9 protein-coding genes are annotated in these 16,155 nt (G+C 58.8%); 3 read left to right on the forward strand and 6 right to left on the reverse strand.

Annotated features, from left to right (window positions below; genetic code table 11):
- Positions 1 to 32: 32 nt before the first annotated feature.
- Complete coding sequence (locus tag CQ019_RS12880) at positions 33 to 1,805, reverse strand: biotin carboxylase N-terminal domain-containing protein (protein WP_105569877.1); 1,773 nt, start codon at positions 1,803 to 1,805, stop codon at positions 33 to 35.
- A 1,088-nt stretch (positions 1,806 to 2,893) separates the two neighbouring features.
- Here CQ019_RS12880 and CQ019_RS12885 point away from each other — a divergent pair.
- The gene (locus CQ019_RS12885; protein ID WP_146113373.1) at positions 2,894 to 5,899 is read left to right on the forward strand and encodes a hypothetical protein; all 3,006 of its coding nucleotides are present in this window, start codon (positions 2,894 to 2,896) and stop codon (positions 5,897 to 5,899) included.
- 180 nt (positions 5,900 to 6,079) lie between these two features.
- On the forward strand, positions 6,080 to 6,715 hold the full coding sequence (locus tag CQ019_RS12890; protein ID WP_146113374.1) for a hypothetical protein: 636 nt from the start codon (positions 6,080 to 6,082) through the stop codon (positions 6,713 to 6,715).
- Between the two features lie 460 nt (positions 6,716 to 7,175).
- On the opposite strand, the gene CQ019_RS12895 is transcribed toward CQ019_RS12890, so the two are convergent.
- From CQ019_RS12895 to CQ019_RS12910, 4 genes are all read right to left on the reverse strand, one after another.
- Positions 7,176 to 7,814: a nucleoside triphosphate pyrophosphatase gene (locus CQ019_RS12895; protein WP_105569880.1), complete on the reverse strand. Its 639-nt coding sequence runs from the start codon at positions 7,812 to 7,814 to the stop codon at positions 7,176 to 7,178.
- Positions 7,811 to 11,251 carry an MMPL family transporter gene (locus CQ019_RS12900; RefSeq protein ID WP_105569881.1) on the reverse strand — a complete coding sequence of 1,147 codons (3,441 nt, stop codon included), beginning with the start codon at positions 11,249 to 11,251 and terminating at the stop codon, positions 7,811 to 7,813. The genes CQ019_RS12895 and CQ019_RS12900 overlap by 4 nt, the downstream gene beginning before the upstream one ends.
- Positions 11,252 to 11,254: 3 nt before the next feature.
- Entirely contained in the window at positions 11,255 to 11,926 is a 672-nt protein-coding gene (locus CQ019_RS12905; RefSeq protein WP_096287537.1) for a TetR family transcriptional regulator, read from the reverse strand.
- 139 nt (positions 11,927 to 12,065) lie between these two features.
- Positions 12,066 to 13,448, reverse strand: a complete 1,383-nt coding sequence (locus CQ019_RS12910) for a dicarboxylate/amino acid:cation symporter (protein WP_176484225.1) — start codon at positions 13,446 to 13,448, stop codon at positions 12,066 to 12,068.
- A 505-nt stretch (positions 13,449 to 13,953) separates the two neighbouring features.
- On the opposite strand from CQ019_RS12910, the gene CQ019_RS12915 reads away from it, so the two are divergent.
- Positions 13,954 to 14,343: a VOC family protein gene (locus tag CQ019_RS12915; protein WP_105553823.1), complete on the forward strand. Its 390-nt coding sequence runs from the start codon at positions 13,954 to 13,956 to the stop codon at positions 14,341 to 14,343.
- Positions 14,344 to 14,404: 61 nt separating this feature from the next.
- Here CQ019_RS12915 and CQ019_RS12920 read toward each other — a convergent pair whose 3' ends face one another.
- The gene (locus CQ019_RS12920; protein WP_105553822.1) at positions 14,405 to 16,072 is read right to left on the reverse strand and encodes a DUF885 domain-containing protein; all 1,668 of its coding nucleotides are present in this window, start codon (positions 16,070 to 16,072) and stop codon (positions 14,405 to 14,407) included.
- Positions 16,073 to 16,155 lie beyond the last annotated feature (83 nt).

Below are 16,155 nucleotides of genomic sequence, written 5' to 3' on the forward strand. Positions count from 1 at the left end.
CAAACAAGCCCGGCTTTGTGCTGCCTGTTAGACTAGTCGGCGTCGACGATCGAAGCGATCACGGCACCGGAGGACAATGATTCACCGGGGCTGACTTCCAAGCCCTCGATCTTGCCAGCGCGGTGCGCGGTGATTGGCTGCTCCATCTTCATCGCTTCGAGCACCACGATCAAGTCGCCTTCGGCTACGGTGTCACCGCTTTCAACGGCTACCTTCACGATGGTTCCCTGCATGGGCGAGCGCAGCTCGGCACTGTTTCCAGCGGCGGCCCCGGCCTTGCGGCCCGGCTTGCGCTTCTTCTTGGCAGCCTTGTCATTCGCGGCGGCAGATGCCGCGCCCAGCGAGGAGGGCAAGGTGACTTCCAAGCGCTTGCCGGCAACCTCAACGGTGACCGAGGTGCGTTCTGCAGCTTCTTCCGCCTCGACCTGTGGCATCGGGTGCGGCTCGATGACGGTGGCGAATTCGGTTTCGATCCACCGGGTATGCACCGTAAAAGGCCCGGATTCGGGCACGAAGGCCGCATCGCTCATCACCGCGCGGTGGAATGGCAGCACCGTGGCCATGCCTTCGAGCTGGAATTCTTCCAGCGCGCGGCGGGCGCGGGCCGCGGCGATCTCACGGGTGGAACCGGTGACGATCAGCTTCGAGATCATCGAGTCAAAGTTGCCCGAGACGCTCTCGCCAGCTTCGACGCCGGAATCCACGCGCACTCCGGGGCCGGTAGGCAGAGTCATCTTGGTGATGGTGCCAGGGGTGGGGACGAATCCGCGTCCGGCGTCTTCGCCGTTGATGCGGAACTCGAAGGAGTGGCCGCGGACCTCGGGGTCCGTGTAGCCGAGCTCTTCTCCACGGGCGATGCGGAACTGCTCGCGGACCAGATCCAGCCCGGTGACCTCTTCGGAGACGGTGTGCTCCACCTGCAGGCGGGTGTTGACCTCGAGGAAGGAAATGACGCCATCCTGTCCCACGAGGAATTCGCAGGTGCCGGCACCGGTGTACTTCGCCTCGCGCAGGATCGCCTTGGAGGATTCGTAGAGCCGGGTGATCTGCGCTTCGCTCAGGAACGGAGCCGGGGCCTCCTCGACAAGCTTCTGATTGCGGCGCTGCAAGGAGCAGTCGCGAGTGGAGACCACCACGACGTTGCCCTGGATATCGGCCAGGCACTGGGTTTCCACGTGGCGCGGGGCATCCAGGAAGCGCTCGACGAAGCATTCTCCGCGGCCGAAGGCCGCGATGGCTTCACGCACGGCGGACTCGTAGAGCTCGCCGATGTCTTCGCGGTTGCGCACCACCTTGATGCCGCGTCCGCCGCCGCCGTAGGCGGCCTTGATGGCCAGCGGCAGGCCGAACTCGTCGGCGAATGCGTAGACCTCTTCGGCCGAAGCGACCGGATCCTTGGTTCCCGGAACCAGCGGAGCGCCCACCTTCTCGGCGATATGGCGCGCCTTGACCTTGTCACCCAACTGGTCGATGGAATCCGGGCTGGGGCCGATCCAGGTCAGGCCCGCGTCGATAACGGCCTGGGCGAAATCGGCGTTCTCGGCCAGGAAGCCGTAGCCGGGGTGGATCGCGTCGGCGCCGGAACGCTGGGCGATATCCAGAATCTTCTCGATACGAAGGTAGGATTCGGCGGCGGTGGTGCCGCCCAGTGCGTAGGCTTCATCTGCCAGGCGCACGTGCAGCGCATCGCGGTCCGAGTCGGAGTAGATCGCAACCGATTCGATTCCTTCATCGCGTGCTGCACGGATAATTCGCACTGCAATCTCGCCGCGGTTGGCGATTAGCACCTTCGTCAATGGATTCATGGGTGAACCTTGTCTATAAAAAATTAGGGTTTCTCACCTAGGAGCCTATCGGCTTTGTGGGAAGTATATGTACTTATCCGGAAAATCTGGGGTGTTAGGCCGATATTTTTGGAGGGTTCCTACAAAAGTGATGAGCTAGCACCACTATCATTTGAGCTATTCGAACTTGAATCCTCTTTCTCAGTGCTTGGAGTGTTTCTGTAGCTCTCCATCGGACGCTCATTCTTGAAGACAGCAAGCCCGGTGAAAGGCGCAACCATGAATGTAATTTACCGATTAGCCAATATTTGGTAATTTATGCGGGATTTTCGATGAATCACAAATCTGACCTTACTTGGATCTAGTATGGTAATTCGTTCAGTGCACTGACTGGATGATTTAGTGCTTCCAAGATCTTGGCTCTAGATCGCGATGCTCAACCTTCGGAAACGTGACCGAGTGTGTTGGGAATAATTGACGACAGTTCAATGCGATTAATGAGATCCAGAGGCAGCTTGGAATATTGCGCCCCTTGTTCAGATTTCCATAATCTGTCTGACCGGATAGATTCACGTACGTCAATAATTCCATGGCAGCGTACGCAACTAAAGTACTTACGGGGAAACGGTTCCCAGTAAATGGGGGCGGCGCTTCTTGAAATCGGGTCGGATGCTGCACGAACTAGTGCAAAGTCCTCCGATGGTGCGTTCCCTGAACGTAGCATCTGCGATTGCGGAGTTGCGCTCGATACCATTGTCGAGCCCAACCATGCTTCAATATCTAATTGTCACTGAAGATTTTTACGAGATCCGAAGCGCAAATCGATGGTTGAATCCCAGGAATAGTGTTGCTTTGCTATCTTGTCAGCAATTGCAGTCGGTTGATGACGTTCGTTTTTCCGGTTCGAATCCGTCTAGGGTTAGCCGTTGAACACATGACTGGATTTTGCTCAGACCTGTCGATAATCATCGAACTTGGGTTTTCTGTGGGCTGGAACAGTTAGAACAAGAATTGCCAGTTGAGTTTGAAGCATTTCTAAACCTGTCTGCGTAGCCAATTATGGGGATCAAGTAGAACTGTTTAATCGATACTCCTGACTACTATGAAGTGTGACCGAACGATCGGTGGTGTGCATCGGTGAGATGCAGTTAGGGGATGTTGTGGGACGGAGCAAAACGAGAAGGCGAAAACCTGTCCTCTCAGAGAAGATGAAAACTCATCTCAATGAACTGGCACGATCCTATAGTCGCTACGACGCAGACGAACTATGGACCGCGCTATTTGCGGCAGCTTCATCGCCTTCCGCACGTCACCGCGCCACTTCGATAGGTGCGGCGCTCGCTGCTAGCCTCCGAGTGAACTCGATTCCCAAGATGGATCAACGAGAGCCGCTCCCTGCTGTGCAAGAACTGGTTGACGAGGCAGCGGATTCCCTGGGTATTGGCGCTATGCACGAGGACTACGTCCCGATGGACCCCACGAACGTCGCGACCGTTCGAGTCGGCGACGAATTGCTGCGTTATGTCCCTGGACTGGTCGAGAGGCCGATTGCTGATTTGTCTCGCGCATTGCGACTAGCCGCTGCGGTGGACCATCGGCTTATGTGGCGTTATAAGTTTGGCATCGCAAATGTCGTAAGAGTGGCCCTCAAATACGTGGACTTTTGTCTGCGGAGCCAGCTGGAAAGTTGGGAACCAGCTCCAGACATTAGATTGAGTGACGCGATCTCCATACCCGCCAACGAACTTACCGCTTCACGTAAGCTCCTTTCTCAGGATCCGCTTGATTCGCTACAACTTGAGCCTGCGGATTTGCTTGCACTTGAGTGGATGACGGCACCAGCATCCTCAGTTAAGTTCGACCATGAGAGCCCGACTAGTCCCTTCGGACGGGCGCTGCGTTACCGGAACAAAGACGCCGATCAACATGATCGATGGTTGCCTCCGACCTATGTTCCAGAAGTTCTTGCTCACGCGGTGTCGGAGCTCGTCGGGGGTCTTAACCGCGACAAGCACGCTCGACGGGCGCTCCGAGCATCCTACATTGAAGCGACTCGACGTGCACTTTGGCGTTTTTCGAAGACACTGATTGAAGCACCGCCCAGATCTCTCGACGAAATGCGCCCGCTGGCAGGAAGCGAAATCCATTGGCTAGTTCCTGTTGACGGCGTAAAGTTCATCGCCGTCTCGATCCTCTACGCAGAAGACCTTCCTCAAGCGGGCTCACCCTCAATAGCGTGCGTAAGGCTGGCCGAGCAGATTCGTGCGCACAACCCGTCCAAGGGGCCAATTTCAACGAAACTGGCTGGCGACGGGAACATTACGTTGCTACCCGGCGCGACGGTAGTCCCACTCATTATTGTCGCTGGCACTTCTCATCTGATGTCTCCTCAGATGCCTGGTCAAGCAACTATGGCGTTGGAAGATCTGACGTGGATCGCAGAGACAGCAACAGCGGATGACGATCTATATCGTTTTGCGCGTGATTTGAGCTCGCCGGATTTTCCTTCCAGTTTCGGCTGGGAGGCAATTAATTATTGGGAGCCTTGGAAAGCGAACGGCAAGACCTTCTTCAAAGGCGGGATCAGCCCTACGCATATGCATTTCGAGGCACATGCGGGCGATGCGGAGTGGGAAAGAGCCGTCGCGCTCTCATCACTGGAGTCGGCCCTATATGGGACGGGATTGCCAGCTTTGCGAAACGCAGAGATGGCAGAATCCTCATCTGGAAATGTCGCATCGGTAGCCTTTGATCGACCAGGTAGCAAGTACGACATCCGGCGCGGAACCCATCATGCTCCAGAAAGTGTCGCGTGGACCTTGGCCCTGACCACACCGCCAATTGCAATAGTCAGATCTGATCCCGATTGGACTAGCGGACAAGAGCATCAGTTCTTTTTCGATGTATGTGGAGGACTCGTATTTGCGTTCGTCTCGATTGGTGAGTCGTGGAGAAACGCGCACAAGGAACTCGACGTTCCAGGATATCGACTGGGGCTACGGTCGATTGACGGACAAATTGGCCCGGCCGAGGGGGTAGTTGATTTTTCGCCCTCGATGAATATCGTGGAAGGTGCAACGCGGGTAGCGACTTGGGGCTTCGATGTCGAGGGATTTGTGGAGGAAGCAGACGGGAACCCCCACGCAGCGAACATATTGACGGTTGCCTCTCTCGAGCAGCTTCTCGAATACGGTGGGAATGACTTTAGTATTGCTCAAGAGATCGGAAAAGAGTGGCTTACACGTGGTCCGTTCCTGATTCTCGAAACAAAGTTAGCCCGAACCAAACTGCAACGTTTGCCAAACCCTTGGGCGATAAACCAATCTGATCAGTCGGCAGCAACAGCGTCGTTTGCTCGCCGCTTACATTCTGCAGGAGTACAACCTGGTCGATATAGTGGGGAGGCTGCCAATTCTCTCGTCCAGGAGCATCTAGCTCCTACTGCACTCAAAGAACTCAATGACCGTATCGCGATGCACGATACGCAGATGATCATTGATACAGGGATGGAACAGCTCAATCGGGTAGTTGACCACCTCCAGTACGAACAAGAAAACCTAACCCGAGTCGTGCGCAATTTGGTCACTGAATGGGACCCAATTACGCGAATGACGGATCTCGCTAGTGAATCCTTTGAAATACGGCAGAGCAACGAAATTATTGTAGAAGCCGCTCTGAGATCACAAAGTAATGCTGGCACAGATCATCCTGTCACGCATCAGAGCTGGAGCGCGTTACTGGCAGCCGCGGAAGCCTACCGTGCAATGACTTTGTTGAGCGAGGGACTCCACCACCGAGTAACTCGTACCACCATCGATATAAGTTCTACATATGAGCTCACATTCCAACACGACGAATGTGCGACTGATGATTCTTGGGTATTGGAAAGCGAAGCTTTCAACACAGCGGCCGCCAGTATCCGGCTTGCGCCGACAATTGATGGTGACGTGCCTAGCGCAGATCGAGTCAATGATGCCATCGACCTCGCATTGCTGGAATCATTCGGAGTCTCGACCTTCGACTTATTCCTGACTCTGCAGGCACTAGCACAATGGGAGACCTTCGGAGAATATCAAAGCATCGCGTTCGCATCTGAAGAAGAGGCTGTTAGTTGAGTATGTAAAGTAGACGGTGATCCCAACCAAGAAAAGCGTCTTCGCATTCAACATGCAATTCAAATGCTTATAATTTCCTCCGATGTACTCCGCTCCAGTAGTTGGAAACCTTGGCAAACTCGAACCCGCAGGCATCGGCTTCTCGTCCAACCGTTGGTGAGACGTTCAGATGGCGGGATCTTGATCGCTCCGCAGTATTTACTGACGACATTAAGCGTATACAACAACCACCTGACTCAAGGCGTCCTCCCGTGGACAGGAGGGGTTCCTGAATTAGTGAATAAAGCCCTGGCCGAGAGGCGCGCGAAGCGAAACTTGGCATTCGAACACGGGCTCCAACAGCAACTGCATGAAATTGGTTTCTATACGATCGCGCGTGTAAAGCCTGGTGACCATGCGCGGCTGGGTGTCCCGATACTCACGACGGAGATAGATCTTGTATGTGGCCGTGTCGGGGACCCGAACATCTGGCTGATCGAGGCCAAAGATCCGGCTACAGTCCACGGATTCGCAGAAACCGCACGTCAACTGCGGTCTTTCTACCTTGACTCAGAAGTCAAGGGACGTATTAAACCGTGTTATGCGACTCAGCTTTCACGTAAGGAAGCAGAACTTAAGCCATACATTGAAAAGATAGCAGAAAAGCTCGGTGTAGGCTCGGCGCCTGAACAAGGAGATTTCGTCCTTCAAACACGGTTCGTAACTCGCCGGCTAACCCCCGCCAGTTTCATGATCTCACGGCCCTACGACGTGCTCACCGCAACCGAATTCCTAAATGAACTTGGACAGGTTGGTGGGCATTCGAACGAGAAATAACAGGAGCTAACGTGGATTTCCGACATGTAGGGTACTTTTTCAATTAGGAGTGCCTTTAGTTCGTAGAGAATGCAATATTCGATGAAGTCCTCGCTTCCTCAATCCCAGAAGGTTCGCGAAATTGGGCTACCCATCAAATCAGGTCATTGAATCTGTTGATGCTTCACACCTTGTGACTTTGTGTGTGAGTGAACCCCTCAGGCAGACGGGAGAAAATTCGTGGATTCGAAATCAAAGATCGAGAATTAGTATTGAAAAACTTCCCTATTGTGTCCGCACCGATTGTGGGAATGTCGGTTAACACACAACTGAAATCACGGCAATGCACCGTTCCGACTGAACGAGACTTGATCCGAATCGTTTCGATCGGGCAATTCGACCAACGAATCCGCAGGGGGATAGTTAAACACCGCGTCCCTGTCCGAGAATAAATCTTGGACAGGGACGCGGCGGGAGATGGCTACTTCCAGAGGCTCACAATCGGGATTCCGGCTTCCGCCAGCAGCTCGCGCAGCACGAAGATATCCAGACCCACCACGTTTTGGAAGTTCCCTTCGATGGACTCGATGAAGGCCGAGGCCAAGCCATCGATGGTGAATGCGCCGGCACAGGGCAGCGGTTCACCGCTGGCCACGTAGGCTTCGATTTCCTCGTCGCTGACCTCGGCGAAGTGCACGGTGGTCGAGGAGACACGTCCCCTCGCGCCTTGCGGGGCGTCGGTGTCGACCAGCCAATGCCCGGAATGCAGGATGCCGGTGGCGCCACTGAGCTGCTGCCAGCGTTCGCGGGCCACCTCGGCGGTATAGGGCTTGCCATAGGCTACGCCATCGAGCTCGAAGACGGAGTCGCACCCCAGCACCACTGTGCCCTCGGGGTGCTCACCTGCGGCGACGTTCTCGGCCTTGGCCCGGGCCAGGAGCAGCGCGGTTGCTTCCGGGCTTTGCGGACCGCCGGCGCTCACGGCGGCTGCCAGCACGGCATCCTCGTCAACGCGCGAGACTTGGGTTCCGAAGGCCAGCCCGGCATCGGACAATAACTTCTGCCGCCCAGCGGAGGCGGAGGCCAGCAGCAGCCGGGCGCTCTTTTTGCTAGCGGTCATACGGTTACCTCTTCCTTGGCCGAAGCTTCGCCGAGCGGCCGCTCGGCCTTGCGGTCCAGCATCTCATTGAGCTTTGCGCCCTCGACATCCACGTCTGGAAGGATCTTATCCAGCCATTTCGGCAGGTACCAAGCCTTGTCGCCCAGCAGGTGCATAATCGCTGGAATCAGCGTCATGCGTACCACGAAGGCATCAAAGAGCACCCCGGTGGCCAAGGCGAAGCCCAACGGCCGAATCATTGACAGGTGGGAGAAGATGAATCCGGCAAATACCGCGATCATGATCAACGCGGCCGCGGTCACCACCGGGGCGGCCATGGAGAATCCCGAGCGCACCGCGTCCCTGGCCGACAATCCGTGGGCGTAGTGCTCACGCATCGCCGATACCAGGAACACCTGATAGTCCATGGCCAAACCGAAGAGGATGCCGGTGAGCAGGATCGGCAGGAAGCTCAGCAGCGGGCCGGGGACATTGACGTCGAAGACCGAACCCATCCAGCCGAACTGATAGACCATGACGCTGGCCCCGAAGGCCGCAGCCAGCGAAAGCAGGAAGCCACCGGTTGCCAACAGCGGAACCACTACCGATCGGAAGACCAGCAAGAGCAGGATCAGCGAGAGCCCCACCACGATAGCCAGGTACGGAGGCAAGGCGGAGGTCACCTTCTCCGAGACATCGATCTGCGCTGCGACCTGGCCGGTCACCGCGATCTTGGCGCCCGTGGCATCGTTGATCCTCTGGGCATCGTCGCGCAGCTCGTGCACCAGCGCTTCGGTGGCGGCGGAGGCGGGGCCATCTGCCGGGATCACCTGGATCGCGGACAGCGACCTGTCTTCGGTCATGGTCACCGGGATGGCGGCGACCACGCCGTCGTATTCACGGAGCATGTCTGCGATATCCAATGACTTGGATTCGGCCTGCCGCTCGGATAGGTCTGCGGGAAGGTCCGCGAGGACCAGCAGCGGGCCATTGTAGCCGGCGCCGAACTTGTCGCTGGTCTGCTGATAGGCCTGGAAGGCCTGCGAGTCGGCGGCTTCGGCGCTGCCATCGGGCAAGGCGGTACGCATCTGCGATACCGGGATCGAAATGGCGCCGAGCACCACGACCACCAGCAGCGACACGGGAATCGCGATCTTGGTGACCAGGCGGACCCAGCGCGCCGAGACAGGTTCCTTGGCCACCGGCTTGTCCGCCTTTTTCCGGGCACGCTTGGACACCAGCTTGGAGCCGGCCATGGCCAGCAGCGCGGGGAGCAGCGTGATGTTCAGCAACACCGAGCAGAGCACGGTAAAGGCCGCGGAGAGTCCGAGCACCGTCAAGAACGGCAGACCCGGAACCGCGAGGGCGGACAGCGCGATGATGACCGTCAGCCCGGCGAAGACTACGGCATTGCCGCTGGTACCCACCGCGCGGGCGATCGATTCGCCGACCTCCATGCCGGAGAGCAACTGGGTGCGGTGGCGGTGAATGATGAACAGCGCGTAGTCGATTCCCACCGCGAGTCCCAGCATCAAAGCCAATGCGGGGGTAATCGAGGCCATGGTGAACATCGAGGAGAAGGCAAGCGTGGTGCCCACCCCGGCGCCAACACCCAGCAGGGCGAGCAAGAGCGGCAAGCCGGCGGCGATCAGGGTGCCGAGCATGACCAGCAGGACCACGGCGGCGATCACCACGCCGATGATTTCGGCGGTGCCGAAGACCTCCGAAATGTCCTGCAGGATTTCCTTGGAGAAGAGCACCTCGACACCGGTGGACTGCGGCCCGCTGGCGATTGCGGTGATGGCTTCACGATCCGAGGCGGTCAATGCGTCGGTCGCGATGCGGAAACTGACTTGGGAGACGGCGGTGGAGCCATCTTCGGAGACGAAACGCATGTCCCCGCTGGCGCCTACCTGGCGGGAGGCGAACTCAAGTTCGGCTCGTCCGCTCTCGAGGTCTTTTTCTCCCTTGGCGATGTCTTTTTCGCCCTCTTCGAGCTCTTTGGTCTTTTCCTTGATCGTCGTTTCGGACTCGCGCAGCTGTTTCTCTGCGTCCGCCAGTTGCGCTTTGCCGGCTACGAAGGCAGCCTTTTGCTTGTCGAATTCTGCCTGTCCGGCGTTGAGCTCGGCGCGGCCGGATTCAAGTTCGGCACGCGCCTGCGCCAGCTTTGACTTGTTCGCATCGATTTCTTGCTTGCCCGAGGCAAGCTGTGCCTTGGCCTGGTCAAGCTGCTTTTTGGCGGAGGCCAGTTCGCCGCGGCTAGCCTCGAGCTCCTGGCGGCCTTCGGCGGCCTGGGTGGCCCCGGCATCCAATTCCTTGCGCGCGGCATCCAGCTGCTTCAGGCCCGCCTCGGCCTGGTCGATCTGCTTCAGCGCGGCGCTGGCCTGAGCCTTGCCCTCGGTGGCCTGCAGCTTGGCGGCATTCAGTTCGGCGAGGCCGCCCTGCAGTGCCGTCAGCTTTTCGGTGTACTCGCGAATCAGGGCTTCGTCACCCTCGGCTTCGGCCTGTTTGAGCGCCTGTTCGACTCCGGGGATCTGGGATTCCAGTTCCGAGATTTGCGGTTCAATGGTCTTCAGGCCCTCTTCGGCCTTCGCCAGGCCCTCGGTGGCCTGCTCTTTGCCGGCAACTAGTTCCTTGTCAAACTGGCTGCGGGACTTGCCGTCCAGAAGCTTGTCCAGCCCCGCCCGGTATTCTTCCTCGCCTGCGCTCAGCTGCGCCTCTGCCTGATCGAGCTGCTTTTCTCCGGCTTCGAACTGGCTCCGACCGGACTGGTACTTTTCGAATCCCGCATTGTATTCGGCGAGGCCCGCCTTGTATTTCTTTTCGCCGTCGTTCAGCTGCGCCTGCCCGCTGTTCAGCTGGGTTTCACCGGCGCGTAGCTCATTCCAACCGGCGGCCAGCTTCTTTTCGGCCGCGGCGATCTGCGGCTCGGCGTCCTCGATTTCCTTGGTGCCATCGAAAAGTTCGGACCAGCCCTCGGTGATCTTCTTTTGGCCGTCCGCGAGCTGTACCTTGCCGTTAGCTACCTGTTCCTTGGCATCGTCGAGTTCCTTCTGCCCGTCCACCAGTTCTTGTTGGGCGTTGTCCAGCTCGGGCTTGGCGTCATCAAGCTGTTTCTGCAGTTCGAAGGGGCTCATGGCCTCGACGACCTGCGGATGCAAGGCCAGCTGATCCAGGGAGTCTTGGATCGCCGATTTCTGGTCCGCGTTCAACTCGCGGTTTGAACCTTCACGGAAGACGATGGTGCCCTGTCCGCCGGCAAGATCGGGGAGTTCTTCCTTCATCCGGTCCATGGTGCGCTGGGTTTCGGTGCCCGGCAGGGTGAAGGTGTTCGACAGCTGCCCCATGAACAGGCTGGCACAGACGCCGATGGCGATAAACGCCGCAATCCACATGGAGAGCATGCGGAAACGGTGCCTATGGGCCCACGAGGCGAGGCGGTAAAGGAACGTAGCCATGGCTTAGTCTTCCTTGAGCGAGTTTGGTGCGGTCAGTGGCAGCGAGTTGAAACCCGCATCGAGTGTTTCCATGGCCCGGGTGATGAGCCGATGGAAGGAAGAGATGAGTTCGTCGGAAACGTGCAGCCCGGTCGCATCCGGCTCGGGCAGCTGGTCGATCCACGTATCGAAGGCCGCTTGCCCCGCCCCGAGAATGGCATGCGTGAACACGCGGATGGAGTAGGCATCGGTATGCGGGTACCGGGCGGCTATTTTGGCGATGACGTCGCCGGTGGCGCTTTGCCAGGCAATGAAATTCGGCGGGTAGCAGGTTCCGTTTTCCTGCCGGCGCAGATAGGCGCCGAATTGCGCGACCTGCCCCAAAAGCTCGGTGGCCCGCTCGGATTCCAAGGCGCGGACCACTGCTTGCATCAGTGGCAGCTGGTCGGTCAGGGGAGTTAATGTCTCGACCATGTGTTCGAGCACCGCGTGCAGGGGGTAGGACAAGATTGCATCTACGGAGGGGAAATAATTGAACAGGGTGCGCCGGGAAATGCCGGCAATTTCGGCGATTTGGGTGGCGGTGATCGCCGTGCCGTGCCCCTCGCGCAGCAGTCGAAGGGCGGCGTCGACGATCGCCTGATGCGTCGCCTGCCTATTGAGTTCGCGGCGCGTGCCGGTGCCATTGGAAGTCACGTAATTACACTACGTGCAAACTTGCACGCTGTGCAAAGTGGGGAGTTGTGTTCTGCCCCACGAAAAAGCGGTCGGCATCCTCCTGATGGGAGGATGCCGACCGCTGGGTGCTGCTCAGGCCGCTCGGACCTGAGGGGAACTAGGCATTTGCCGACGTTGCCGCCGACTGATCCTGGGTGGCCGCGATGCTGTCGTCGGCGAATGGATTGCCATTGCGTGGGGCGTTGTACAGCTCCGCATCCAAGATGCCTTCGCGCTTGGCGACAATCGTTGGGACCAAGGCCTGGCCGGCCACGTTGACCGCGGTGCGGCCCATGTCAACAATCGGATCAACCGCGAGCAGCAGGCCAACGCCGGCCAGCGGAAGTCCAAGGGTGGAGAGGGTCAATGTCAGCATCACTACCGCTCCGGTCGTGCCGGCAGTAGCAGCCGAGCCCAGAACCGAAACCAGGGCAATTAGCAGGTAGTCGGTCACGCCGAGGTCAATTCCGAAGAACTGCGCCACGAAGGTGGCGGCAATCGCCGGATAGATGGCTGCGCAACCATCCATCTTGGTGGTTGCACCCAAGGGGACGGCGAAGGATGCGTAGCCCGAGGGCACGCCGAGGTTGCGTTCGGTCACGCGCTGAGTCAGCGGCAGCGTGCCGATGGAGGAGCGGGAGACGAAACCGAGCTGCACCGCGGGCCACACCCCGGAGAAGTACTGCTTGATGGAAAGGCCGTGGGAGCGAACCAGGATGGGGTAGAGGGCGAAGAGCACCAGGGCCAGACCGATGTAGATGGCGAGGGTGAACTTGCCCAGCGCCCCAATGGTGTCCCAGCCGTAGCTTGCGACGGCGTTGCCGATCAGGCCAACGGTGCCGAGCGGGGCGATGCGGATAATCCACCACAGCACCTTTTGGATGATCGCGAGGATCGAAGCGGAGAAGGCCAGGAATGGTTCGGCCGCCTTGCCGACCTTCAGCGCGGCAATGCCCACGGCGATGGCGATCACCAGGATCTGCAGCACATTGAAGCTGATCGAGGTGGTGGCCGCATCCTCGGCGAGCTTGGTGCTTGCGCCCAGGCCCAGGAAGTTCGAAGGGATCAGCCCGGTCAGGAATCCGAGCCAGTCGCCGGTCTTGCCGTCGTACTCGGCCGGTGCGCTTTGGCCGGTATTGGCGCCGGGCTGCATCAGTACGCCCAGTCCCATGCCGATGGTCACGGAGATTAGCGCGGTGATGCCGAACCACAGCAGGGTCTGCCAGGCCAGGCGTGCAGCGTTTGTCACCTGTGCCAGATTGGCAATGGAAGCAACCACTGCGAAGAAAATCAGCGGGATGACGGCCGTGCGCAGCAGGGCAACGTAGCTGGAGCCGATGATCTGCAGGGCTTCACCGAGCGCGTTGGGTTCCTCGGAAGTGCTGCCGGTGTACTTGGCGACCAGGCCGAGGATCAGACCGACGATCAACGCAGCGATAATCTGCGGACCGAAACTGGTCATCCAACGAGGCAGTCGGGATGAAGGTGCGGTGTTAGACATGACTAAAACGGTATGCCGGAAAACGCCAACCATCGCAGTTAAAGTTACGCAACATTACGATTCTGGATTATTCCGTTATTGACAGCTCAATTACTGTGCGACCGGTCACCGATCTGGGCTGAAATCCAGAGGTGTTTTGCGGATTGCGACGAGTGCCCCGGCATTCGGAGGTGCCCTGCGCGGCGTACCGGAGGCCTCGCCCAGGAGTTTCCAGATGGATTTTCGTAGGTAATTATGCTTCCAAGGATTTGGTTATTGCCGGTGAAATACAAGATGGCAGTACGAACGGTCGGCGCCAGGCGAAAACGCGCAACGAACGGTCTCAGCAGTTCTTGGGCTCCGGGCTGCACGCAATGGAATGGCACCGCGTACTGGCGAACTGCACCGCCTGCGCAGGGGTCGGTCCGCCGGCTGTTGACGATGGCCAGTTGGCTTTGAAAGTCGGTAGATTGGATGCCGCTAGGGGATTCGCCTTAGGCGTGCGACGACGAACATCGGAGAAATCATGCGGGTATATATCACTAGCGTCATGGTTGATGACCAGGCGAAGGCCGAAAAGTTCTACACCGAAATTCTCAGATTTGTGAAGAAGCACGATGTGCCGGTGGGTGAATTCAAATGGCTGACACTTGTCTCGCCAGAAGATGAGGCAGGCGTCGAGGTCCTGCTGGAACCTGCCGAGCATCCGGCGGCGCGACCATTCCAGGCGGCTCTTTTCGCCGATGGCATTCCGCTGACCTCATTCGCGGTTGACGATGTCCGGTCCGAATATGAGCGTTTGCGCGCCCTGGGCGTGCGGTTCACCCAGGAACCCACAGAGATGGGCCCGGTGACCACTGCCGTATTGGATGACACCTGCGGAAATCTGATCCAGCTGTCCAACTACCGCGGTTAATGACGCGGCAGGAGCCGTTGGCTGCCGGGAATCCCCGGCAGCCAACGGCTTGGCTAGCTGCCTAGCTGCGCAGGGCGCGGTTGAGCGTATCAAGTCCCACCGAGCCGAGTTTCAGCGCCTTGGTGTGGAAGTCCTTGAGCTCGAATTGCCCGCCATCGTGGGCGGCAACCTCGTCGCGGGCCTGCTCCCAGAGCCGCTGGCCGATTTTGTAGCTGGGGGCCTGGCCCGGCCAACCGAGGTAGCGGTTGTATTCGAAGTCCAACTGGCCCTCGGTGAGATCCAGATTCTTCTGCAAGAACTCATACCCGTTATCGGCGTCCCAGGTTCCGGTGCCCCACTGGGGAGGAACCGCCAGGGCCAGATGCACGCCAATGTCGAAGACCACGCGGGCCGCACGAATGCGTTGGGCATCAAGCATGCCCAGATAGTCGCCCGGATCATCGAGGTAACCCAGCTTGTGCATCAGCCGCTCGGAATACAGCGCCCACCCCTCGCCGTGGCCGGAAACCCAGCAGAGCAGCCGGCGCCAGCTATTGAGCGTGTTCGCCTGCATTTGCGCGGTACCTATCTGCAGGTGATGGCCCGGTACCCCTTCGTGGTACACGGTGGTCAGCTCCGACCAGGTGGAGAACTGGTCTTCGCCCGGCGGCACCGACCACCACATGCGTCCGGGGCGGGTGAAATCTTCCGAGGGCCCGGTGTAGTAGATTCCCCCGTCTTCTGTCGGGGCGATCAGGCACTCGATTCGATCCATCGGGGCTGGAATATCGAAGTGCCTGTCGCGCAGCTCGGCAATCGCCTTGTCGGCTTTGTCCTGCATCCAGCTCTTCAGGGCCTCGGTGCCGTCCAGTTTGCGCGCCGCATCAGCGTTGAGGATCGCCTTGGCTTCCTCGATGGAGGCGCCGGGCTTGATCAGTTCGGCCACGCGCTGCTGCTCCGCGATGATCGCATCTAGCTCGCCGACTCCCCAGGCGTAGGTCTCGTCCAAATCAACCGATGCACCCAGAAAGCGGCGGGACATCAACGCGTAGTATTCACGGCCTGCCGCATCCGCCTCGGGGGCCTGCGCCAGCAGTTCTTCCCGAAGCATTTGCGCAAGCTTCAGGTAGGCGTTCTTCGCCACGGACGCTCCGGCGTGCAGCGACTCGGCGAGCTCGGGGTCTTGCTCGGCACCGGAGGTGGCTAGCCGATCGAAGAACCCACCGTCTTTTGCATAATCCCGGCACTGGCCGGCGACGATCTTCACCTGACGCTTAGCCGACACCAACCCCTTGGAGGCCGAATCGCGCAATGAGGCGATGTAGCCGTCAATCGCCTGCGGGACGTTGGCAAGCCGGGCGGCCACAAATGCGAAGTCCGCTGCGCTCTGCTGCGGCATGAGGTCGAAGACCGAGCGGATTTCCTGCGCCGCGCAGGCGATATTGTTCAGCTCGGTGCGTCCGGTCAGCTGGATTTCCAGATCCAGGCCGAGCCGCTCCTGCATCGCATCGAGGGTGACCGAGTCGATGTCATCTTGTGGCTTCGCCGCCTCAAGGTCCGCGAGAGTCTCCCGTAATAGCTCGATCTGCTGATCGGTGCCCTTGGGGGAGTAGTCGGAATAGGCCGACTCGTAACCGGGGAGTCCGAATGAAACGCCGTACTCCGGAACTAATTCGAGAGTCTTGGCAAAGAAATTTTCCGCAATGGCGTCGATGCCCGTCGGCACGCGCTGCGTAGCAGTGGATGTCATGGAGCTAACACTAATAGATATGAAAGATTTGTTGAAGAGTATTGGGTAATTGCCGGCACACTTGTTTGGAATGCGATAAACCC

This window comes from Arthrobacter sp. MYb229, assembly GCF_002975405.1.
Classification (GTDB): Bacteria; Actinomycetota; Actinomycetes; order Actinomycetales; family Micrococcaceae; genus Glutamicibacter.

Bases quoted from the DNA above. Each gene is read 5' to 3' on its own strand.
- CQ019_RS12880 (WP_105569877.1), bottom strand. From the start codon at position 1,805: ATGAATCCATTGACGAAGGTGCTAATCGCCAACCGCGGCGAGATTGCA.
- CQ019_RS12895 (WP_105569880.1), bottom strand. From the start codon at position 7,814: ATGACCGCTAGCAAAAAGAGCGCCCGGCTGCTGCTGGCCTCCGCCTCC.
- CQ019_RS12900 (WP_105569881.1), bottom strand. From the start codon at position 11,251: ATGGCTACGTTCCTTTACCGCCTCGCCTCGTGGGCCCATAGGCACCGT.
- CQ019_RS12910 (WP_176484225.1), bottom strand. From the start codon at position 13,448: ATGTCTAACACCGCACCTTCATCCCGACTGCCTCGTTGGATGACCAGT.
- CQ019_RS12915 (WP_105553823.1), top strand. From the start codon at position 13,954: ATGCGGGTATATATCACTAGCGTCATGGTTGATGACCAGGCGAAGGCC.
- CQ019_RS12920 (WP_105553822.1), bottom strand. From the start codon at position 16,072: ATGACATCCACTGCTACGCAGCGCGTGCCGACGGGCATCGACGCCATT.